Annotated in this window: 27 protein-coding genes; 21 read left to right on the top strand and 6 right to left on the bottom strand. The window is 36.1% G+C overall.

All coding sequences use genetic code 11. The features are described from left to right. Positions 1 to 126: 126 nt before the first annotated feature. A complete protein-coding gene (locus tag C1I38_RS08830; RefSeq protein ID WP_243109301.1) occupies positions 127 to 837 on the top strand; it encodes a polysaccharide deacetylase family protein in 711 nt (236 codons plus the stop codon). Positions 838 to 968: 131 nt separating this feature from the next. Here C1I38_RS08830 and C1I38_RS08825 read toward each other — a convergent pair whose 3' ends face one another. After that, complete coding sequence (locus C1I38_RS08825; protein ID WP_119774593.1) at positions 969 to 1844, bottom strand: AraC family transcriptional regulator; 876 nt, start codon at positions 1842 to 1844, stop codon at positions 969 to 971. 285 nt (positions 1845 to 2129) lie between these two features. Between C1I38_RS08825 and C1I38_RS08820 the strand changes: the two genes are divergently transcribed. From C1I38_RS08820 to C1I38_RS14025, 19 genes are all read left to right on the top strand, one after another. Then, a complete protein-coding gene (locus tag C1I38_RS08820) occupies positions 2130 to 2705 on the top strand; it encodes a hypothetical protein (protein ID WP_119774592.1) in 576 nt (191 codons plus the stop codon). Positions 2706 to 2926: 221 nt separating this feature from the next. Next, positions 2927 to 3598: a hypothetical protein gene (locus C1I38_RS08815; RefSeq protein WP_119774591.1), complete on the top strand. Its 672-nt coding sequence runs from the start codon at positions 2927 to 2929 to the stop codon at positions 3596 to 3598. A 261-nt stretch (positions 3599 to 3859) separates the two neighbouring features. Further along, entirely contained in the window at positions 3860 to 4792 is a 933-nt protein-coding gene (locus C1I38_RS08810) for a HEPN domain-containing protein (protein WP_119774590.1), read from the top strand. A 240-nt stretch (positions 4793 to 5032) separates the two neighbouring features. Then, positions 5033 to 5389, top strand: coding sequence for a DUF3784 domain-containing protein (locus C1I38_RS08805; RefSeq protein WP_119774589.1), 357 nt, complete (start codon positions 5033 to 5035; stop codon positions 5387 to 5389). 242 nt (positions 5390 to 5631) lie between these two features. Then, positions 5632 to 6345 carry a hypothetical protein gene (locus C1I38_RS08800; RefSeq protein ID WP_119774588.1) on the top strand — a complete coding sequence of 238 codons (714 nt, stop codon included), beginning with the start codon at positions 5632 to 5634 and terminating at the stop codon, positions 6343 to 6345. Between the two features lie 227 nt (positions 6346 to 6572). Continuing rightward, a complete protein-coding gene (locus C1I38_RS08795; RefSeq protein WP_119774587.1) occupies positions 6573 to 7916 on the top strand; it encodes a hypothetical protein in 1344 nt (447 codons plus the stop codon). Positions 7917 to 8085: 169 nt separating this feature from the next. Further along, positions 8086 to 8841, top strand: coding sequence for a hypothetical protein (locus C1I38_RS08790; protein WP_199698215.1), 756 nt, complete (start codon positions 8086 to 8088; stop codon positions 8839 to 8841). 642 nt (positions 8842 to 9483) lie between these two features. After that, positions 9484 to 9966 carry a sigma-70 family RNA polymerase sigma factor gene (locus tag C1I38_RS08785; protein WP_119774586.1) on the top strand — a complete coding sequence of 161 codons (483 nt, stop codon included), beginning with the start codon at positions 9484 to 9486 and terminating at the stop codon, positions 9964 to 9966. Further along, a complete protein-coding gene (locus C1I38_RS08780; RefSeq protein WP_119774585.1) occupies positions 9960 to 10331 on the top strand; it encodes a zf-HC2 domain-containing protein in 372 nt (123 codons plus the stop codon). Before C1I38_RS08785 ends, C1I38_RS08780 begins: the two co-directional genes overlap by 7 nt. Positions 10332 to 10796: 465 nt before the next feature. After that, on the top strand, positions 10797 to 11057 hold the full coding sequence (locus C1I38_RS08775; protein ID WP_119774584.1) for a DUF4160 domain-containing protein: 261 nt from the start codon (positions 10797 to 10799) through the stop codon (positions 11055 to 11057). 13 nt (positions 11058 to 11070) lie between these two features. Beyond that, positions 11071 to 11358: a DUF2442 domain-containing protein gene (locus C1I38_RS08770; RefSeq protein ID WP_119774583.1), complete on the top strand. Its 288-nt coding sequence runs from the start codon at positions 11071 to 11073 to the stop codon at positions 11356 to 11358. Positions 11359 to 11689: 331 nt separating this feature from the next. Then, complete coding sequence (locus tag C1I38_RS08765) at positions 11690 to 12613, top strand: TIGR01777 family oxidoreductase (RefSeq protein WP_119774581.1); 924 nt, start codon at positions 11690 to 11692, stop codon at positions 12611 to 12613. 192 nt (positions 12614 to 12805) lie between these two features. Next, the gene (locus tag C1I38_RS08760; RefSeq protein ID WP_119774580.1) at positions 12806 to 13417 is read left to right on the top strand and encodes a hypothetical protein; all 612 of its coding nucleotides are present in this window, start codon (positions 12806 to 12808) and stop codon (positions 13415 to 13417) included. A gap of 148 nt (positions 13418 to 13565) precedes the next feature. Further along, positions 13566 to 14078 (top strand): hypothetical protein, encoded by a 513-nt coding sequence (locus C1I38_RS08755; protein WP_119774579.1) that lies wholly within the window; start codon positions 13566 to 13568, stop codon positions 14076 to 14078. Between the two features lie 215 nt (positions 14079 to 14293). After that, on the top strand, positions 14294 to 14665 hold the full coding sequence (locus C1I38_RS08750; protein WP_119774578.1) for a hypothetical protein: 372 nt from the start codon (positions 14294 to 14296) through the stop codon (positions 14663 to 14665). Between the two features lie 232 nt (positions 14666 to 14897). Next, positions 14898 to 15437, top strand: a complete 540-nt coding sequence (locus C1I38_RS08745; protein WP_119774577.1) for a DUF1697 domain-containing protein — start codon at positions 14898 to 14900, stop codon at positions 15435 to 15437. A gap of 203 nt (positions 15438 to 15640) precedes the next feature. Further along, positions 15641 to 15970, top strand: coding sequence for a nitrous oxide-stimulated promoter family protein (locus tag C1I38_RS08740; RefSeq protein ID WP_119774576.1), 330 nt, complete (start codon positions 15641 to 15643; stop codon positions 15968 to 15970). A 76-nt stretch (positions 15971 to 16046) separates the two neighbouring features. Further along, positions 16047 to 17057 (top strand): nitrogen fixation protein NifH, encoded by a 1011-nt coding sequence (locus C1I38_RS08735; RefSeq protein ID WP_119774575.1) that lies wholly within the window; start codon positions 16047 to 16049, stop codon positions 17055 to 17057. Next, complete coding sequence (locus tag C1I38_RS14025) at positions 17057 to 17230, top strand: hypothetical protein (RefSeq protein ID WP_165904920.1); 174 nt, start codon at positions 17057 to 17059, stop codon at positions 17228 to 17230. The genes C1I38_RS08735 and C1I38_RS14025 overlap by 1 nt, the downstream gene beginning before the upstream one ends. A 43-nt stretch (positions 17231 to 17273) precedes the next feature. Here C1I38_RS14025 and C1I38_RS08730 read toward each other — a convergent pair whose 3' ends face one another. From C1I38_RS08730 to C1I38_RS08715, 4 genes are all read right to left on the bottom strand, one after another. Continuing rightward, positions 17274 to 17894, bottom strand: a complete 621-nt coding sequence (locus C1I38_RS08730) for a zf-HC2 domain-containing protein (RefSeq protein ID WP_119774574.1) — start codon at positions 17892 to 17894, stop codon at positions 17274 to 17276. After that, entirely contained in the window at positions 17895 to 18374 is a 480-nt protein-coding gene (locus C1I38_RS08725) for a sigma-70 family RNA polymerase sigma factor (RefSeq protein WP_119774573.1), read from the bottom strand. A gap of 608 nt (positions 18375 to 18982) precedes the next feature. Beyond that, complete coding sequence (locus tag C1I38_RS08720; RefSeq protein WP_119774572.1) at positions 18983 to 19282, bottom strand: hypothetical protein; 300 nt, start codon at positions 19280 to 19282, stop codon at positions 18983 to 18985. Continuing rightward, the gene (locus C1I38_RS08715) at positions 19272 to 19502 is read right to left on the bottom strand and encodes a helix-turn-helix transcriptional regulator (RefSeq protein ID WP_119774571.1); all 231 of its coding nucleotides are present in this window, start codon (positions 19500 to 19502) and stop codon (positions 19272 to 19274) included. The genes C1I38_RS08720 and C1I38_RS08715 overlap by 11 nt, the downstream gene beginning before the upstream one ends. Positions 19503 to 19781: 279 nt before the next feature. On the opposite strand from C1I38_RS08715, the gene C1I38_RS08710 reads away from it, so the two are divergent. Continuing rightward, positions 19782 to 20225: a DUF3788 domain-containing protein gene (locus C1I38_RS08710; RefSeq protein ID WP_119774570.1), complete on the top strand. Its 444-nt coding sequence runs from the start codon at positions 19782 to 19784 to the stop codon at positions 20223 to 20225. A gap of 269 nt (positions 20226 to 20494) precedes the next feature. Here C1I38_RS08710 and C1I38_RS08705 read toward each other — a convergent pair whose 3' ends face one another. After that, a complete protein-coding gene (locus C1I38_RS08705; protein ID WP_119774569.1) occupies positions 20495 to 21058 on the bottom strand; it encodes a DUF4352 domain-containing protein in 564 nt (187 codons plus the stop codon). Positions 21059 to 21237 lie beyond the last annotated feature (179 nt).

The raw sequence follows: 21237 nt of genomic DNA, 5'->3' as shown, positions 1-21237 counted from the left end.
TTCTTTGCCGTGGCATCGTATAACAGCGTATTCCCAAAATCTGAGAAGAATGAATGTAGTAACCAGACTTCGGGAATACGCAGGACGTTATGTACAATTGGCTATTTAAGAAATTATTTGGAGTGTATGATTTTGAAAAAGATTTTATTTACGCTATCTATTATTGCAGTGGTATTTATGATTGTAGTTGGTTTATGGACTTTATCCAAATCACGGACGTTTCAATTTTTCGGTAATATATATTCCAGAATGAATACAACTGAAAAAGTGGTTGCACTGACTTTCGATGACGGACCGACTGATAAAACTGACGAGATCTTATCAATTCTCAGTAAGCTAGATATCAAAGCAACCTTTTTTGTAATTGGGAGTGACCTTGAGAAGGATATGTCTGAAGGTCAAAAAATTGTTGCTTCAGGACACGAATTAGGAAACCATACTTACTCTCATAATCGGATGGTATTAAAATCATATAACTATATTAAAAATGAAATTGAAAAGACAGACCAGCTAATAGAAGAAGCAGGTTATAAAGGGGAAATTGTTTTCAGACCACCGAATGGGAAAAAGTTATTCTTACTTCCTTATTACCTAAAACAACACAATCGTAAAACTATAATGTGGGACCTAGAACCTGATTCTTACCCAGAGATAATGAGTAGTTCTGAAAAGATTACAAACTATGTTATGGAGAATGTCAAACCGGGTTCGATAATTCTTCTACATGTCATGTATGACAGTAGACAGGTAATGTTGGAATCGGTTGAAGGAATAGTAAACGGGCTAAGAGAACAGGGCTATACGTTTAAAACTGTGTCGGAATTGCTTGAGTACTAAATAAGTATTTGTTTAGTAAAAATGGGGAAGCCAACTGTACATAACACGCCGTTCCCAAAACTTAGCATTGATGAATGTGATATGACGCTTCGGGAACGGCTGAACGTTATCTGCAATGGCTGAAGTAAAAATTATTTCTTTTTCCGAACAGGTATCCATATTTCGCTTCTAAAAGTGGGAGAAGAAACATCAAAATTCTCCATCCACAATATTTCTGGGCCTTCTGATTGCTCGTAGTTGGAGGAAGGGAACCATTCTGAATAGATGCGCCCCCAAGTATTTTGAAGTATATCAGGGAATGGTCCGACTGATTCAAATACAGCCCATGTTGAGGGAGGAACTTCAAGCTTGGTAAAGTTATTCGGGCAGACATTAGTTGTCGCAACGCCAATGTAATGATCAAGTTCACCTTTTTCCTCCATACGCCCTTCTGAAAAGTCCGTTGATGCTTGAATCAGCCCTAAAGGTTCGACGTTAGATAGATTTTTAAGTTGAATTATCTTTTCCTCCGTAAGGCTCTTCCACATAGAAGTAATTTCAGGATTAGTTCCGTTAAAAATTATGGGAACCCTTTTTTGAATACCAACAATACGAAAATCTTCTTTTTCTTCAATTCTATAATTCATAGCGCTTTCTCCTTTAACTGATATATGAAAGGTCATCCGTGGATAGGCTTTTAGTAATTGACCATTATTCTTGGCTTCTGCCGGAGTTATTCCATGCATATTTTGGAAAGCCCTAGTAAAAGAATCAGGTGAACTATAGCCATATTTCAATGCTATATCAATTACTTTTAATTCAGTATCATTTAGTTCAAATGCTGCAAGAGTTAGGCGTCTTCTTCGGATGTACTCCGCGAGCGTTACGCCAGCTAGAAAAGAAAACATTCTCATGAAATGATATTCCGAGCAAAAAGCCAGACGTGCGACTTCTTTATAGTCAATATCATTTGTAAGGTTTTCTTCGATATAGTCTAATGCGTCATTAAGATTCTTTATTAAATTCATTTGGAAGACCTCCCTTACAAATAGAATAGCAGAAAAACAACCTACATATCCGATAATTCGTGCACAGTTTTGTAGGATCTGTGTTACTAGTAAATAAATGAATTTGCGAGCACCTCATCGCCACTGCAGATAACAGAGTGTTCCCAAAATCTGGGAGTAAGATGAATGTAGTAACCAGACTTCGGGAACACTCGGGACGTTCTACGACATGGGAAGGTTGTCGCAACATCCTGTTGCGAGGATGATTAAGAAAGAAAATAAATATAAGAATGTGGGGGATAGAGTATGCAGCCACCAACACCTAAGTGTTTGGAATCTGTCTCAACCAGTAAACCTATAACTGATAGAGTTATAGCAAAAGTTGATGTGAATGATATTTCTGCCGAAACTTTTTTCAAATCATTAGATTTGACAGAGGAAGATGCAAAAGAAGTAGTAAAAATGGAACAATCAGATGTTTTGTTGATAGAACAAAATGTAGTTTATTTGAACTTTGAAGAGACTGTCTCAACATCAACAGGAAACATATCTGCGATTAGAAAAGAAGAAATATATCAGAATCACAAAATAAAGGTTATTCAAAGTGAGAAGCCTTCAGTTACCCAAGAAAATATTATACCATTACCAATTATTATTACAGTAGGTAGTTGGATCGGAAAACAATTATGGGATCTTATAAAAGGATTGTTCACCAATTATATTTATGACAAATATAAACGAAAAAATGATGTGTTTGTTAATGTGAAAATTGCTCAATTCGATAGAAATTCCAGTAATTTTAAAATGGTTGAATACAATGGGAAGATCGAAGATATAAATTATGTTTACGAAAAAATAAAAGAAACGTTTATCGATGAATAAAACTACACTTTTCTATAAGGGAGCGACATCCGTGTCGCTCTCTGGATTACGGGCCTTCCCACGTCGTAGAACACGCCGTTCCCGAAACTTAGAATAGATGGATGTGACAAGACGCTTCGAGAACGGCTGAACGTTCTACGACATGGGAAGCAAAATGCGCCATCCATGGCGCATAAATATAAGTGGTTATCTTATGATTAAGAGGAGAGAGGGGTAATATTATGAACTTAAATCCTACTATTGATCAGTATCTTTTATCAACTTGTCTTTTTATTATTGATGAATTTAATGGGCTCTATCAGAACCTGCCAAAAAGTGAAATTAAGAAGATAGCAGATGAGAAATATAACGAAATGGATATTTGCGTAAGAATTGGATATCCATTTAGACAAATGGCACATTATACTGTCGGCGATAGTAAAAGGCAAGATAAGAGTAAAGTTAATCATGATATTTATATTGAACCCAAAGATTTCAAAATTGAAGTAAAATATTTAAAGAATTGGAAGAGTGCATCTCAGACTAATTCGGCAAGCAAAAATTGGGATAAATACCAGGCAGATTTTGATTGGCTATTACATGAAACAAGAAGTGGAAATAAAGGGAAAAGAGCTTTTATTATCGGCTGGTTCAACTGTGTCGATAGATTCTCACAACTTATACAGTTAGGAGAAGGAGCTGGCAATAAACCTAAGGCGAGCGAAAAAAAACATTGTTATTTTCCTTTTTTGACTAAAATGAACGTTCCTGCGCTTACAACCGATTTGGTATATAACTATAACCATGCCTATAAACCCCTACCGGTTAACTTAATTGGAGATGTGAAAGAAGGTTACAATTGCTTATTCTTAGGAAATGAGCATGATGTTTTTCATTTCGCAATTTACTATTAATTTAATGAAATTATGTTAAAGGGAGCGCCGTCCATGGCGCTCTCTGAATCACGGGGCTTCCCACGTCGTAGAACAGCCGGTTCCCGCCACTTGGAGGATGATGAATGTGGTCAGGGCGCGGCGGGAACCGGCGAGACGTTAGACGACATGGTATGCAATAGGTCGCGCCGTCCTGGCGCGGATAAATTAAAGTTGTATTAGACGTTTATTAAGAAATAGTTTTGCAGATATTTTATAAAGTGATTAGTTAAGAGGTGCTATATGGGTAATAGAAGAGGATTTATTTTTATAGGTGATATATTAGAAGTGAATATTGACAGTGAGTTTGAAATAATCCCCGGACATTTATTAAAGAAAGCAAACTCTAATCAAATAGAAACAATTAAAATGAGTATACCCGAAACCGATAATACATTTGGCTTTACAAAAAGATATGAGTTAGACAAGAAAGAAGAGAGTAATGGTTCAGGTAGTTATATTGGGCTTGAAGAATCTGATTGGAAGTATTGGATAATTGAATATGATGGAAATCAAGTAGATGATAATATTGACTTATCATTATTATTGTCCAAAGCAGATATCCATGTTCTTTTTCAAATAATCCCGAGTGGGGGGAGAATGTATAGTATACAAGGTTTACATAACTATCTTTCAGATAATACGATGTTATTACACAAAAAGATTATTACTAAGGAAAACTTAATAGAGGTAAGGGAACTAACTTATTTAATAGAAAACTTTATTGAGATCAGAAAAGATATTTATTCATACATTTATAAATCTTTAGCGGACTTTAGAAGTCTGAAACAAATACCTCGAAAATCATCATTTATGATAGTTGCAATCTTTTCGATACTAGAAACTCTTTTAGTACATAACCCGCAAAAAGGAGATAGTAGTATAACTCATCAACTAAAAACAAAATTGAACCTTCTAAATAATAGATTTGATGAAAAAATTGATTTTAGATTATTCTTCGGTGGGCCAGATTCAAATACGTTTGAGTTAATAATTGAAAAATTATATTCATATAGAAGTGACATTGCACATGGAGACTTTTCAAATTTTAATAAAGAGTTATCTGCAATTGTTGGGAAAGAAAGGGCAATTGATTTCTTGTACTTTTTGTTAAAAAAAGTTATCATACATGCTTTGAAAGAGCCTCAATTAATTAGTGATTTAAAGATCTGTTAATAAGTTTCTGGGGGGCCCGGCGTCCGTGCCGGGCTCTGGCTACGTGGGGCATACCACGTCGTCTAACAGAGTTTTCCCAAAATATGGTATAATATGAACGTAGTAACCAGACTTCGGGAACACTCGAGACGTTATATAAAATCGCGCGCATAGACCGCGCATCCATGCGCGGATTTTCATTAAAGATTTATTTTAGACCTCTTGAATATGAATAGAATAGTTTTGTAAGGAGGGGAAAAGATGATTGTCGCATATATATTAGCAGGGTTGATGTTTGTATTATCAATAATCTTGCTATCAGGAAGAGGGAGCTGGCTAATTGCCGGGTATAATACGATGAGTAAAGAGCAACAGAGCAAATATGATAGAAAGAAGCTAACCCGAGCTACAGGTATAATGTTAATGATAACTTCGATAGCAATTATGGCCTTAGCTTTCTCACTTATTAACGCCATTGTCTATATTATTATTGTTTTTGTTTCGGTGGTCATGTTAGTCATTTATACGAATAAGTATTGTCTGAAACCTAGTTCTGATAACAAAGAAACCGATTTAAGAATTAATAGAGAAAAAGAATCTCAGTCCAAGTTGAAATGATTATAGTTATCGGATTTGTGATTTCGATAGATCCGATAGTAAATATTATGTCAGATTCCAGGGGCCGACGTCCTGTCGGCCTCTGAATCCGGGGACGCGCGACTTTACATAACAGCGTGTTTTCGACACTTTGTCAATATGAATGCGGTAAAGACGCGTCGCAAACACGCAAACCGTTATGTGAAAGCCGAGAGAAAATTTTTGGTTATCATTGTAGTAAAAAACTTTGGGGGTATTTTTCATTGAAATTTCATAAAAACCCAAAAACCATAATTTATGTATCTATCGGAATAGTAATTATTATTTTGATTCCTTGGCTTTTCGACAGTTTGATATTTGGAAACAATATAAAATCGAACTTAAGTAATGGAGAATGGGCAGGATTTCTTGGAAGCTATATTGGAGGGATTGTAGGTGGATTTGCCACTCTTTCAGCTGTATTAATTAGTTTAAACAAAGGGAAGACAATACAAGAAGAATCTGAAATTAGGGAAAATGTTTTAATTGTATATTATGATCTGATATTGGGGTTAACTGATTTAAAGAAAATTTATATTAGCCACAGAAATCAATCGTTTAAAGATGTACCAACAAGAATGTTTTTGAGTAGTAATTGGATTAGAAATGTAGCTATGATTGCAAGCAAATTAGAAAACATTGATTATATCTATAAACTATATGGTGATCTAGAAATGTTAAGAGATGATTTGAAAACACTTAATGAATTGGATTCAATTGGGGAATCTGTTATGTTTCAAGGTACAAGATACAAGGAATTCATAGATAAGTTATCAAAGAGAGTATTTTGTGATGATTTTCTTAATCAGGATATGATTAAGTATGTTAGTGTTAACGAACAAATTGAGTTAAATATAGATAAAGATTTAGACAATATGTGTAATAAAGTTATGTCGGATATAAAAAAGCTCAAAGAAAAGTCTATGAAAGCTGAATAGTGAGAACAATGCATCAATTAAGCTTAAGCACTTGCTCTGCGGGTCTCGGCCTTCACATAACACCACATTCCCGCCACTTAGAGGAAGATGGATGCGGAATGGCGCGGCGGGAATGCAAAACGTTATCTGTCATTTTAAAATAGTAACATTATGTTGAAATATGTATTTATTTTCCATTGATATCTTGGTACTATTAGGGTATGAGATTATACTGGGGGTCAAGTAAAATGGGTCATTTTGACGAAAGATTCAATAATCATCAAGTCATGAAAAGTCTTCAGGAAATTTCTAGCCTTATTGAAGAAGCTAGAAAGTTGCATATCAGTAATCCTTTCCATGAAGAAACTTTCCAACGAGTTGAAGGAGTATATCAACAACTGGGACGTATATTTGACAATGTAGATACCTCCATATTTTCTTTCAACGTTCTACAAAATTTACAAAATCCTATGATTCAGATAAATAGTATTATAAGAAATTATATTAATGACAGTAATCAATCTAATAGAGAGAATGCGATTGCGCAAATAAACAGCCATTTAGAAGGAGTAATTCAACAACTTGGTACTATATATTATCCAAGAACACCAGAGGACTTTGAGGGGTTTAAAGATATTATTGTTTCATTAAGACGTTCCGTTTCTCAGCACAAGTCTAATACCGAAAAAGACTATGAAGATTTGTTAAAGACGAAATTAGACATTGAAAATAAGCTAAATGACTTAGCCAAGAACATAACAACTGAGAAAAACCGAATCGATAATATAATCAACGATGCTCAAAATAGTATCGCAAATTTTAAGAACCAATTTACGGATTCACAAGAGAAAAGATCAGAAAACTATACAAAAGAGCTTGAGGTTTTACAACAAAAGAATAAGGAAAGAATCGATGAATGGAACGCTACTTTTAATGACCTGCTTAACACTACGAAAGATAATATAGAAAATTTCAACAATAATTTATCTACTTACATGGAAAATTTTAAAAACGAACTTTTAGCCAATGCACAAAAATACGAAAAAGAATTAGAGGAACAGAGAAGTTATATTAAGAATCTTGTTGGAACCTTAACAAATAATGGATTATCCTATGGATATCGAAAATATGCAAATCAATCTATGTGGACTAAAATAATTTGGCAGATTGTTGCTGTTGCAAGTATGATTGGAATGATTATTTTTGCAATAAAGGCAGCAGAACATGCTTTATACAATAAAGAGAATTTTAATTGGGTAGTCACGGGTACAAAATGGTTTGTTGCTGCTGCATTTGCTTCTATAGCAACCTATTCGGGGAAACAAGCAGGGAGTAATCATAAATCTGAAAAATATTATAGAAAACTAGAACTAGAATTAGCTTCATTAGATCCATACTTATTGACTCTTGAAAAGGAGCAACAACAAGAAATTAAACAAGAACTTGCAAAGAAAATTTTTGGAAATAATGATTTTTTTGTGGAAGAAGGGAAAAATTCTATTGACAATGATAAAAACCACAATAACAGTGTAACTGATGTTGTTGTAGCTTTAAAAGATATAATTACAAAGAACAATCAAACGAGCATATAGATAAGGCGCAAAACGACAGATAACAGAGGGTTTGCGACATCGGGGAGAAGTATGAAGGTAGTAACCCGACGTCGCAAACCCTCAGAACGTTAGATGAAATTGGTCGCAAAGACCGCGCCGTCCTGGCGCGGACGTAGAAATAAAGAACAATTATTGAGGAGGATTTTGGATGTCAATACAAAACTGTTTCGTGATTATGGCCATTAGTGAACAGAATTATCCGGATATTAGTATTTCAAAGGAAGAATTAAAACAAAGATATGATGATTTAATTAAAGAAGCGATATTAAAAGCAAGACCAGGAATTGAGGTTGTTCGAGCTGATGAGATTTCTCTGCCGGGAACCATAACTACTGATATTGTAACAAGAATTATGCATTCAAATTTCGTAGTAGCAGACGTGAGTTTTCCTAATCCAAATGTTTTTTATGAATTAGGGCTAAGACATGCATGTAAACCTGGGACAATAATAATTAGAGAAAAGAACGCTCCGAAAGTTCCATTTGATATTGCGCATTTAAGATACATCGAGTATGAAAATACTGCTACTGGATTGAAGGAACTCTCGGAAACGTTAAAGTTGTATTTTTCACTTTATGAAAAGGATCCTAATAGACCAGATAGCCACTTACTTGAATTAGCAAAGTTGACAAAATATAAATTTCCGGATTATTGTGAAGAGCCAGAAGTGCCGAAAGAAACAGAGATAATGATGGCAATGTTAGAAAGTCCTGAATTATTAGATATGTTATTAAAACAGCAAAATGGTGAGGCAATTAATGAAAAAGAAATGATGTCGATTATGCTTAGAAATCCTAAAATTGCAGAACCATTTATTTCAGCGATGGTAAAATCCGGTGACATTTCACTTAGTTCTAAGCAACCAAATAGAGAAACAAGAAGAAAAATGAGTAAGAATAAATAGATTTTCTAAGAATTTAAGCAATACTCGAGGGGCTGACATCCATGTCAGCCTCGGCTATGCAGGACGACCAACTTCATTTAACAGAGTGTTTACGACACTTTGCTAATATGAATGTTGTTGGGGCGCGTCGTAAACACTCGGGACGTTAGATGAAATTGGTCGCAAAGGGCCGCGCCGTCCTGGCGCGGATTCTGCGAGTAGATTTGAAGAATTTTATGATTTGAAGTTCCAATTATTTATAATCTTTCTCAGCGCGGAAAATAAGAACTTGAGCAAAGTTTAATAATGACACAAAAACCAGGAGTGATTTGAGTGAAACAATCTATCGAAATTTTTTGTTTTAGCGGAAATAGAAAAGAATAAAGAGATATCTCCTGAAGAAAGAAGCTTAAACGCTAAGTTGACAGTGAGATTATGAGTATAACCGTAAGCTAACAAACCGAAATTTATATGCGAGTATAGTCAGGCGCATTTATGGGTAATGAGTATAATACTCATTTGGCAAATCAGGATTATATAGAAGGCGGAGTTTTGAGCAGAAGAGATATTTCTCTCCGCTTTTGTTCAAATAATTTTATTCTCTGTAACGAAACATTCGTTTTCGGGATATATAAGTGGAACTGATTGAAAGGAGGCACGGTAGTGGGTGACCGCATTGAAGAAATATACAAAGAACACGCCCGAAGCGTATACAAGTTCTTGCTCTCCCTGTCTCACGATGTGGATACGGCGGAAGAACTGACTCAGGAAACTTTTTATCGCGCCGTTTATTCTATTCACAAATATAATGGCAGCTGTAAAATATCAGTTTGGCTCTGTCAGATTGCTAAACATGTTTGGTATCAGGAATTACGGAAGCGAAACCGAAACGCCGCGCAGGAACTGACTGAAGATATACCTGAGTCGTCGACGCCCGAACAATCGGCTCTGCTGACCAGTGATAAGTTATTCTTGTATAAGGCAATCCATACTTTGAGCGAGCCGATGAGGGAAGTTGTCCATATGAGGCTTTCCGGCGAGTTCTCCTTTTCCGAAATCGGGGAAGTCCTCGGCAAAAGCGAAAACTGGGCGCGGACAACTTTTTACAGGGCAAAGCAAAAAATAATGGAGGTGTTGTCATGCTGAAATGCTATATTGTCAAAGACTTATTGCCGGGTTATGTCGACGGACTGCTCGGCGATGAAACGACAGCGGAGGTTAAGCAGCATTTGAAGGAATGTGAGGACTGCCGCTCGGACTATGAAAAGATGAAATCTCCTGTCAAGACACCGCTGCCGCCAACAACTGATAAAGAGGTTGACTATTTGAAGAAAGTTAGGCGCAAGGCGTTGGGCATCGCTGTCTGCCTCTTTGTCATCGGTATATTGATTGGCATTGCAGGTATTTACATTGGCGAAACCGATGACGCGCCCGGAGCTGCTCTAATTGGTATCTTGCTGATGATAGGCTTAGTGGTGCTTGGTGTAAGAGCCGTTTGGCGCAGACGCTGATGGTAGAGGACGAACTTATACCAGAGAAAAAAAGAGGCACTATCCCTTTCAGGACGATGCCTCTCTCTGGTTTTTCTATATCGGTTTGGAGTATTGCCAATTAGCCGTATCCTTTGTGTTGCATTTGAAATAAATTTGAGGAACTATTTTACTTTGATTGACAAATTCAATTTATCGTTAAGATAATGAGCATAATGTGATATTTAAAGATTTCAGACGTAATCTCTCTATTTATTTTGCATGGTTATTTGAGATTTGAGGGGTCGCCCTCCATGGCGACTTCTGAGTATGGGGGCGACCAACTTCATTTAACACGGGATTACCGTAACTTTGTGAAGATGAATGTATGATGACGCTACGGTAATCCCGGGAACGTTATGTGAAATCGGAAATATCTGAGCAGAAATATATGGAATTTATTTTCATCTGAAGGTAGTTGGGGTATAATTAATAAGAGGTGTTAATATGCCAATAGTAAGCGAATTCTACGGTATAAAAATCATGATGTTTTGGAATGAGCATGTTCCACCTCATTTCCATGCAGAGTATGGAGAAAATAAAATATTAGTTGACATACAGAATGCGACCGTATTAAAGGGGATATTCCCATCAAAACAATTAAAACTTGTTCTTGCATGGTGCGAGATTCATAGGGAAGAATTAATAGTTAATTGGGAAAACGGCAGAGAAAACAATCAGTTTATTAGGATAGACCCGCTGAAATAAGGAGGTTGCTATAATGTTTCATAAAGTTATACAAGTAGTACCAACAAGTGATTTCAAAGTATATATTTATTTTGTTGATGGAAAGATTAAGCTTTTCGATGCTTCAGAGCTCATCAAAAAGGGAGTTTTTCAACAACTTCAGAATATCGAGCTATTTATAAATTCATGTACAGTTCTTAATGACACTTTGGCTTGGGATATCACTGGGAAGTTTGATCCCAATAACTGTTTAGATTTAGATCCCGAGGAACTATATAATTCATGTCCAGAGGTGACAGAGCCTAAAGTTAATATAGTCTAGCAATAAGAGGCTGACAGAGATTGTTGGCCTTTTATTTTTATGTTTGCTTTTGAGGATTTCCGACTTCACATAACAGGGGAGTTCCAAAACTTAGCGTTGATGATGGCAATACCTATGGCAAACCAAGCGATATTGTCAACTCTTCATATTTTTAATCATGTCAGTCATGTTCAACTTGATCTTCTGGAACAGATTTTATCATCCGGCTTTTCTGTGCAAGAGAGCGGAAACATCGTATAACACGCTGTTCCCGCAACTATGTCAATATGAATGTGGTTGGGGCGCGGTGGGAACCGGCGGGACGTTAGACGCCATTCCGGAGGTGGGAAATATGAATGTTTTAATTTTTGGTGGGACAGGTTTTGTAGGAAGTAATCTGGCAAATAAATTACTTGAGAATGGATACCAGGTATATATCGTAACGAGGAATCCTCAAAAAACTGCTAACCGATTAGGAAATAAAATTCAGGTAATCGAATGGGACAATTTTTCTTCTCTATCATTAACTTATAATTTGGATCAAATCGACGTAGTAATCAATCTAGCGGGTGAGTCGATTGGAAATCGTCGATGGACCAATTCAGTAAAAGAGGAGATCATTGCGAGCAGGATTAGAACAACTGGCATAATAGTTGCTGCTATTAATAATGGTGCAATTCAACCCAAAGTTCTAATAAACGCTTCAGCAGTTGGATATTATGGACCCCGCGAGGATGAAGAGATAACCGAGTCTGAAGAAGTGGGGCAGGATTTTCTAGCACATGTATGCCGTGATTGGGAAAATGAAGCATATAAGGCCCAAAGTGATTTAACCAGAGTAGTGACCATTCGGATTGGGGTGGTTTTAGGAAACGAAGGTGCACTAGAAAGAATGGCACTACCATTTAAATTCTACATAGGTGGCCCATTGGGTAATGGAAGTCAGTGGCTCTCCTGGATACATGTTCAGGATCTAATAAGTATGATAAGGTTTATTATCGAACATCAGGAGCTAGCTGGACCAATAAATGCTGTTGCTCCAAATCCAGTAAAAATGAGAGATTTTAGCAAGATACTAGGGAAAGTTTTGAATAGACCATCATGGTTACCAGTCCCGGAATTTTTATTAAGAATAGCATTAGGACAAATGTCAGAAATGTTATTAAATGGACAACGTGCTGTACCGGAAAAAATTCTAAGTACTGATTTTACATATAGGTTTCCAAAGTTGAAGGAAGCTTTAGAAAATGCTCTGGGGAACCGGAGCGGCGTCTAACACAAAGTTCCCTCAACTAGAGGATGATGAATGTGGTTGGGACGCTGCGGGAACTCCTGAACGTTATGTGACATCTATGCCTCGAAAGAAATCGTGATGAAAATTAAGGTAGAGTTTTTTGAGGATTGGAGAAGGTTTGATAAAGAAATTCGTTTTTTGATTTAATATTTCAGAATGTAAGGAGTTTAATTTTTGAATAAGAGATTAATCGAATTTGGAACTTTCTTAGGGATGCTTTTCCTGGTGATATTGGCTGTAATAGTATACATAATGAATTATAGCGATCTAGATAGTTTTGATAGAATAAATAAGTTTAATATTATTCTAGGCTGTTTAATTTTATTAAATATGGCCGTGTATTGTAACAAGGCTCTTAAAAGAGTTTATAAAAGAAATAAGGTTGGAAATATAATCTGTTTTTTAAAGCCTAACATTACTATGGAACCACTATTTTTAACAATTTCTTCAGGTATCGTATTAGTTCTGTGGCTACATATGTATTTTAATATACGACCTTCATTTACCGGACTAGCAATGATAATCCTATTTGCTATTATGACGTTTGATTCGTTTTCTGTATATTTATCAAAGACAGGTTTAGCGGAAAAGGGGATAGTAGATTGGAACAATTACTATAATTGGAATGAAGTTTTATCATTTAGCTATGACGATAATAAACTAATCTTCCGTGTAAAGAAGAAATATTTATTCTTTAGAATAAAAGGGAAAAGTAAATTCTATTTTAACAAAGAAGATAAGAATAGAATTGATCAGATAATTGAGGAACTGTCTGGGTTGTCTTAACCGACATCACATAACAGCGAAGTTCCAAAATCTGAGAGAATATGAATGCAATAACCAGACTTCGGAACTTCGCGAAACGTTATCTGCAATGCCACGAACGCCGCGCGTCCTGCGCGGAAATAAAATAGTAACATATATGGGGTCTGAGATGATTTGGTCTAAATTAAGGAAGAAAATAAAAGATTTTATTACTCCAGGGCTAAGAGATAGAATTGATGTTCATTGCACACGTTATCATGATGCCCATGATGATTATGGTGAAGCGTGGATTACTTTAGATGGTCAAAAAGTTTTGGGTGGAGGATATTATCACTGGTATATGGCTCATATACCTCAAGAATTAATCAATAAATTAGGTTTTCAAGGAGCTTATCATAAAGATTTCTATTTGCCACAAATTGAATTAAGAGAAGTAAAAGAGATTATGGAGTTAGGTATTCATGAAACAACTCATATTAGAGATGTTTTAGAGAATTATATCAATACACCGTTTGAAGATTGCTTGGAATCGAATAATCCGATTTACACAGCATTTGCTTTAATTGATAAAAGACTAGGTAAAAGACGATTTTTAAATATTGATATAAGTAATTATAAACACCCATTAGTTAAGTTGTTTTATGAGTTGCGAAGAGAATGTTTTAGAATCAGTGATAGTTAAAAATAACAAGCTGAAGAGAATTGGCTCCAAGGGGCCACCGTCCGTGGTGGCCTCTGAACAAGAAGCGTGGCAATGCAGATAACAGCGTTTTTTCGACACTTTGTCAATATGAATGCGGTTAGGACTCGTCGCGAACACGCAAGACGTTATCTGAAATTGGCGAAAAGGCCGCGCGTCCTGCGCGGTTTGAATAGGATCCATATTGGGGAGAGAAAATGGATAGAAAATATGAGCCGCTACCAATTCTTACAGAAGAGCAAATTAAGTGTATATTGGAATCAGATAATCTTGACAAACTGATTATACTTCCTTTATCTATTGGAGAATATCATTCAGATTGGAAGTATGCTCAGGATATTTGTGTAAGGTTAGCTGTTTATCCAGAACCAAGTGTCCGAGCAAATGCAATATTAGGTTTAGCGTATATCGCTCGGACGAAGAGGCAACTTGAAAAAGATGTTGTTAAACCAATAGTTTTAAAAGCATTGAGAGATGAGAAAGAGTTTCAATGGCGAATTATTGATGCAATAGACGATATTAATATATTTTTGAATTGGAATATTGAAGTTAATGTTTCTAGTGAATAATTATCGCAGGGCTTTGTTGTGTTGAAGGGGATGCCCTCCATGGCATCCTCTGAGTTACAAGTCGCCAACTTCAGATAACAGCGAAGTTCCGCAACTTAGAGTTTATGAATGAATTAAGACGCTGCGTAACTTCGCGGGACATTAAATGAAATTGGTCGCAAAGGCCGCGCCGTCCTGGCGTGGATTGATATAAAGTTTAATATTGTTGCAAAAGATTAAAGAGGAGTTTTTTATGAGATATATTGCACTACTCCGAGGAATAAATGTTGGCGGAAAAAACAAAGTTTCTATGCATGATTTGAAAAACTGTTTCGAGAATGCAGGTTTTATAAATACGCGGACTTATATAAATAGCGGTAATGTCATCTTTGACAGTGAACAACAAAGTATCATAGATCTATCAAATAATTGCCATGATATTCTGGAGAAGAAATTTGACTTTCCTATAGGCTTAGCATTAATTGATGTTCATACATTAAAAGAGGCATTAGAGCATGTTCCTGATTGGTGGGGAGATGATCCAAAGTCAAAACATAATGCCATATTTGTAATCCAACCTGCCACAGCGGAAGAAATTATTGAAGATGCAGGAAAAATAAAGCCAGAGTATGAACAACTTTATGCCTATAAAGAGATTATATTTTGGTCAGCTCCATTAAAAACATTTTCTAGAACCCGGTGGTCAAAGATAGTTGGAACAAAGGCATATCAATATATTACAATTCGAAACGCAAATACAACAAAGAAGTTATTGGAATTGGCACAATCATAAAATGTAATATGAGAATTTTCTGGGAAGGGTCGACGTCCTGTCGACCCTGGATCTGGGGGTGACCAACTTCATTTAACACGCCGTTAGAATATATAAATGCGACAAGAAGCTTCGGGAACGCCTGGACGTTAAGCGAAAGGTGGCCTTGCAAGTAATCTTACGGGTCTTGTTTTTAAAATAAAATTAATTATAAGGACAGAAAAATGAGTACAGATAGCAAAAGGCGAAGAAGAGAACGGGTAACGGTTGAGAAAATGATTAATATTTATTGCAAGAAAACCCATACCCCACAAAATAGAAGGTGTGAAGACTGTGAGAGATTATATAAATATTCAAGCAAGAAAATAGAACAATGCATGTTTGGTGAGAACAAACCAGTCTGTGCAAGATGTAAAATACATTGTTATAAGCTAGAAATGAGAGTAGAAATAAAGAAAGTTATGAGGTATTCTGGGCCAAGGATGCTGTTTAGGCACCCAATATTAACGTTATATCACATAATAGATTCTAAGAGGAGTAATAGGAAAGCATGATTGGCTCTTAAATTAACTGCCTTTATTGAAAAAGAACGGCTAGCAATCTATTACATAATCCCAAGGGGGTATAAAGGTGCGCGATTGGAAATCCAAACTTAAAGCAGACCCAATTAATTGGTTGCTGGAAGATGAAAACCCTTCTGTGCGGTATTTTACATTAAAGGATATTCTAGACAAGCCGGAACACGATCCAGAAGTACAGCAAGTGAAGCATAATATCATGCAATCCAGTATAGTACCATATATTCTAGGGAAACAGCAGGAGGCTGAGTATCTTAAAACATATTCCAAATTTTATCTTGATAAATATAAAGGTCTTGCATGGCAACTAATTGTGCTTGCGGAGATGGGCGCTGAGGCCAATTCACAGATTATAGAACAATGCGAATACATACTCAATAATTCGCAGGAAGCCGAGGACGGCGGTTTTGCTATGAATATGGCGGCGAAGAAGGGCGGCGGCAGGATAAGTGAAGTTCTCCCATGCCTTACAGGGAATATGGTATGGAGCCTGATACACTTTGGCTACCTTGACGATCCGAGATTACAGAAGGCGATTTATTGGATTACCCGCTTTATGCGTTTTAATGACGGTGTTGAAGATAATCCACAAAGTCCGCCATACGACCGACTTGAAATATGTTGGGGCAAGCACACCTGTTTTATGGGCATAGTCAAGGCGCTTAGAGGATTAAGTGCCATACCACAGGAAAAAAGGACAAGCAAAATAAATGATACCATAAACAAATCTGTCGAATTTCTCTTAATTCACCATATTTATAAACGTAGCCATAATTTAAGTAAAACTTCCAAGCCTGGATGGTTAAAATTCAGTTTTCCTTTGATGTACCAGACCGATGTGCTGGAAATATTAGATATTCTAACGGAGCTTGGTATAGCAGACGACCGCATGAATGATGCCTTAAATATCATCCTTACAAGACAGGATGACATGGGCAGATGGAGAATAGAAAACACATCCAACACTGACCGCTTGCTTATCCCATTGGAGCAAAAAGGTGAACAAAGTAAATGGATTACGCTTAGGGCTATAAGAGTATTAAAACGATATAAGAGGGGTTGATGCTAATATTTATAATGTGTGTAGCATCGTTGACAATATTATCCCCCAAAAAACCCCGATGCTTGTCAGATAATATCGGCAGAACAACCTTTACCACGGAGTATGAAGAAAAATGCGCCGCTTGCTGCAAAACGATCGCCGATACATTCTACGAACTGCTGACCATCCAATAATATATGCTTGGTCTAAACTACAGATTCTTCCTATAAATGACGATTACATTATATTTAATTCTTTCGCTATTTCCCTCAAATAGAAAGTTTCCGTTTTGTCCTTAAATCGTAAGATAACGCAATCATCCTGAGTAAATTGTACTTTATTGCCGTTATAAGTGGTACAGTGTATGCCATAGAAAAACTTGTTCGGATATTCGCCTCTGTCATCTAAGATACTGCTGAAACATTCCGTAAACTGAATCGTATTAACATGAATGTTGTCCGCGTCCAGATGAGTCCAAGCATTAAGAACCCTGCCATCTGTCAGTTCAAATTCAAATTGAATTTTGTCATCTTTATAAGCATATGAGATGTTCATATCATTGGAATTTACTCTCCAGCCAAATGCAAAGAAATAGAAATAAGATACTACCGCCAAGGCACAGACTGCCAGGGTGATGAGAACTGCTTTTAAAACTTTTCGATTCAGCTTTTTGAATGGTTTGATTTTTTCTTTGTTGTATTCGGTATTTTCTACCCTAACCTCTGCTTTCATTTGCTCAAAAATTTCCTTACACTGAGGACAATTATTAAAATGCTCTTCGATTTCCAGATTGCTTTCAGAGCTGGTCAAACCATCAATATAGCTTGGTAACAGGTCTTTTATAATTTCACATTTCATTTACGATCTTCCTTTCATAATTTTTTGTTTTGCACGATAAAAAGTGACTCTTGCCCAGTTTTCATTTTTGTTGAATACTTCCCCAATTTCTCTAAAAGAAAATGCACCCGTGATGCGTAAGAGAACTATCTCCTTTGCAGTTTCATCGAGAATATGTACTGCTTTGATAAGTTGCATTTTATCTTCTATCAGACATAATTCTTCCTCCGGATTCAATTTGTTGGAAACAATATTGTCATTAAGCATAGATGTTTCTTTGCGGCTTCTTTTATCAATTTCTTGATACCACAGATGTTTTGCAATTTGGCAAAGCCATGTCGAGACTTTGCATGTACCGTCATATCGATTAGCTGATTTTATTGCACGGTAAAAGGTCTCCTGCGTGAGCTCTTCCGCAGTATCCTCATCGTTACAAAGAATGATCAAAAATTTAAAGACTGTCTCTGCATATTCCTTATAAATGTCATCTATGTCGAACATGCAATTCACTTCCTTCAAAACATATATCCGATAACGCAGTGTTTCGTTACACCATAATTAAATTTTTTAAAAAGCTGTCCGCTTAAGCAAACAGCTAAACAAAGGTTACAATTACTATGGTGTAATACGAAACAGCAGAGGAATCAACGAGTTCTACAACATTAACTCAAAAAATCCTGTACAAATGGCTAAACCGAAGAGTTAAAGAAGAAGCTTCACCTGGAAAGAGTTTGAAGCAAAAATGAAATGGTATGGACGAGATAATATGTAGAAAGTCAATTTTTGGTGATATACTATTATTAGAGATGCTTTGAGAGGTGAAAAATATGAGTCAAGCAAAAGAGGGCTGCAATCAAAATAATCACTAACTTACCTGATCAAGCCACTTGGGATGATATTATGTATCAGCTTTACGTTAAGAAGAAAATTGAACTGTCTCGAATTTGGGAAGAAAGGTTCCTGAGGTTTTCTTTTGGGACAAAGCCATCGCCTAACACTGTGTTTAGCGACACTTTGCCAATATGAAAGCTGTATGGGACGCGTCGCAAACACATAAACGTTAGGCGAAAGACCATGCGGGAGACAGCGCCTCCATGCGTGGAATAGTCTCAGAATAATTTTCTAATGAATGCCATTATAAATGCGATAATAAAGGAAATTGTAAATACATAAATGAATGTTTTTATCCAAGTCTTACCTAAAATCTTTTGTTTGTATTGATATAAGGACATAACCAGACCACTTATAATAATTAATGCAAGCAGATCCCAGGGCGCTTCATTTAGTTTTAACGATCTATATACAACATCAAGAAGCAAAGCAAACGTAATAAAAACATATCCGAATTTATAACTAATATTTTCGATAAATGTTGTTCTTTCATCTTTCTCAACCCTATTACTGGCCATTTTCTATAACCTCCTCAAAATAGAATAAGTCTTCAAATTGTTTATTAAGAACTTTTGATAGGATTAATGCTAATTTTGCTGTCGGACAGTATTGACCTGTCTCAATAGAACTAATTGTTTGTCTTGTTACGCCTGCAAGAATTGCAAGATGTTCCTGCGAAAGATTCTTTTCTGCTCGGGCGACTTTTAATCGATTTTTAAGCTGAATATTATCATTCAAACTATCACCTCCTGACTAGATAGTAGCACAGAGAAAAGAAAATGTAAAGCATACTAGGCAAATAGACAAGTATGCCTATTAAGAGGAGTTGATTATTGTTAATTCCCGAAATCTGGGAGAATATGCAAGTAGTAACAGACTTCGGCAATTCGCAAAACGTTAAATAAAATCGCGCGCGAAGGCCGCAATATCGTGTCGCAGAAACTATCTTGTGAAAGACGATATTTTAGGCATCGAACTGGATTTTCGGAACACAACCTGATAAAGGAGATTGAGTTTATGAACTGGAGTGAGTTATTTAACGCCAATCAGCAGCCGACTTATGAAGACATAAAAGAATTTATTGGTCAAGGGGGACCATTTTGGTCTGAACTACTTGCATATATTGATTTCAGATATCAAGTTCAACCCAAAATGTCGTATAGTAAATGTTCTGCTCAGCCGGGTTGGAATGTAAAATATCAAAAGAATAGTAAATCATTATGTACCCTATATCCAATGGAAGGATATTTTATTGCGTTAGTTGTTGTAGGGGCAAAGGAGGAAGAAGAGGTAGAAATGGCACTAGGGACATTCACACCATATGTTCAAAACTTATACAGGAAAACGTCTTTTTCCTGTGGTGGACGTTGGCTAATGATAGAGGTAAGAGATAAGTCTGTACTCGATGATATTAAGAGCTTAATCGCAATAAGGGTAAAGACCAAAGGTACGGTGGGCTAACATATCAGATGCTGGCCGAATTTGCGGCCGTGGCAAGGCTTACCACAGTATGATGGTTAAAAAATTCTCATAAAGATTGGACCTGTTTTATTTTAGCAAGTTATCATACTTTGAAAAGCTAGCTGCTATAAATTACATAATATTCAGTATTAAAGTTAATAACTTGTAGTGACCGGAATATCTCTGTGTACTTAAGTGAAAAAACATAAAGAAAGAAGGCCGAATCTCAATTTATTATGATTCGGCCAAAACCTATACTTTTTCAAAGCCTATTGACCAAGGTTTATTATCTGGTACTGTCCACCAGACCATCCTAAACCACTTGAAACTTGTAATTTTAAACCTTTTAGGTTCTTAGGAATTTCAAATACAATATATCCACTTTTGCTTGTTCCCGGGTTTACCTGGGCTAGAAAGAAACTATTATCGGTGTTTACATACATGTCTGCTTCAGCCATTGCAGAATATTCTTTGCCTTCAGCATCTTTTAACTTAAATAAACTAGTATCAATAGTACGAGTCTCTTTATCGTTATTTGATACCTTTACTTTTATTAGTAAATATTCATTTTCGGTTGTTTTTTGCAAATATTGATTTTGCCCGATTTTAGTACTCCTTTTTACCTCGCTTGCAGCATACCCAATATTTCCTGCCTTAACCTCATCATTTAGCTTATATTCCTGGGGAGTGGAAGTTTGAGGGGTAGACGAATTTGGAGCGGGAGTCGGAGCAGGGGTAGACTTACCGCCACTACATGCTTGGACAAGTATGATAATTACTATGATACTTAATAGCCAAAACCACCATCGTTTATAGATAGATTTATTTGCCATCATATTTCCCCCTAACATTAATTTGTAATATTTATTATTTCTCAAAACATTTTTTTTGATTCAGAAACAATATCTTGGTTCCAGCCTAAATTATGCAAAGCACTTTGCAATTACTCTAAATAAGCTGGTTATAGAAAAATACATGCTAAGCTTTATATAAGTATTTTTGGACTAGGAAA

It is taken from the genome of Dehalobacter sp. 12DCB1, from assembly GCF_004343605.1.
GTDB lineage: Bacteria > Bacillota > Desulfitobacteriia > Desulfitobacteriales > Syntrophobotulaceae > Dehalobacter.
The sequence above is the reverse complement of the archived record's forward strand: the minus strand, read 5'-3'. Positions and strand labels throughout refer to the sequence as shown.

Bases quoted from the DNA above. Each gene is read 5' to 3' on its own strand.
- C1I38_RS08830 (WP_243109301.1), top strand. From the start codon at position 127: ATGATTTTGAAAAAGATTTTATTTACGCTATCTATTATTGCAGTGGTA.
- C1I38_RS08825 (WP_119774593.1), bottom strand. From the start codon at position 1,844: ATGAATTTAATAAAGAATCTTAATGACGCATTAGACTATATCGAAGAA.
- C1I38_RS08820 (WP_119774592.1), top strand. From the start codon at position 2,130: ATGCAGCCACCAACACCTAAGTGTTTGGAATCTGTCTCAACCAGTAAA.
- C1I38_RS08815 (WP_119774591.1), top strand. From the start codon at position 2,927: ATGAACTTAAATCCTACTATTGATCAGTATCTTTTATCAACTTGTCTT.
- C1I38_RS08810 (WP_119774590.1), top strand. From the start codon at position 3,860: ATGGGTAATAGAAGAGGATTTATTTTTATAGGTGATATATTAGAAGTG.
- C1I38_RS08805 (WP_119774589.1), top strand. From the start codon at position 5,033: ATGATTGTCGCATATATATTAGCAGGGTTGATGTTTGTATTATCAATA.
- C1I38_RS08795 (WP_119774587.1), top strand. From the start codon at position 6,573: ATGGGTCATTTTGACGAAAGATTCAATAATCATCAAGTCATGAAAAGT.
- C1I38_RS08790 (WP_199698215.1), top strand. From the start codon at position 8,086: ATGTCAATACAAAACTGTTTCGTGATTATGGCCATTAGTGAACAGAAT.
- C1I38_RS08780 (WP_119774585.1), top strand. From the start codon at position 9,960: ATGCTGAAATGCTATATTGTCAAAGACTTATTGCCGGGTTATGTCGAC.
- C1I38_RS08775 (WP_119774584.1), top strand. From the start codon at position 10,797: ATGCCAATAGTAAGCGAATTCTACGGTATAAAAATCATGATGTTTTGG.
- C1I38_RS08770 (WP_119774583.1), top strand. From the start codon at position 11,071: ATGTTTCATAAAGTTATACAAGTAGTACCAACAAGTGATTTCAAAGTA.
- C1I38_RS08765 (WP_119774581.1), top strand. From the start codon at position 11,690: ATGAATGTTTTAATTTTTGGTGGGACAGGTTTTGTAGGAAGTAATCTG.
- C1I38_RS08755 (WP_119774579.1), top strand. From the start codon at position 13,566: ATGATTTGGTCTAAATTAAGGAAGAAAATAAAAGATTTTATTACTCCA.
- C1I38_RS08750 (WP_119774578.1), top strand. From the start codon at position 14,294: ATGGATAGAAAATATGAGCCGCTACCAATTCTTACAGAAGAGCAAATT.
- C1I38_RS08745 (WP_119774577.1), top strand. From the start codon at position 14,898: ATGAGATATATTGCACTACTCCGAGGAATAAATGTTGGCGGAAAAAAC.
- C1I38_RS08740 (WP_119774576.1), top strand. From the start codon at position 15,641: ATGAGTACAGATAGCAAAAGGCGAAGAAGAGAACGGGTAACGGTTGAG.
- C1I38_RS14025 (WP_165904920.1), top strand. From the start codon at position 17,057: ATGCTAATATTTATAATGTGTGTAGCATCGTTGACAATATTATCCCCC.
- C1I38_RS08730 (WP_119774574.1), bottom strand. From the start codon at position 17,894: ATGAAATGTGAAATTATAAAAGACCTGTTACCAAGCTATATTGATGGT.
- C1I38_RS08725 (WP_119774573.1), bottom strand. From the start codon at position 18,374: ATGTTCGACATAGATGACATTTATAAGGAATATGCAGAGACAGTCTTT.
- C1I38_RS08720 (WP_119774572.1), bottom strand. From the start codon at position 19,282: ATGGCCAGTAATAGGGTTGAGAAAGATGAAAGAACAACATTTATCGAA.
- C1I38_RS08710 (WP_119774570.1), top strand. From the start codon at position 19,782: ATGAACTGGAGTGAGTTATTTAACGCCAATCAGCAGCCGACTTATGAA.
- C1I38_RS08705 (WP_119774569.1), bottom strand. From the start codon at position 21,058: ATGGCAAATAAATCTATCTATAAACGATGGTGGTTTTGGCTATTAAGT.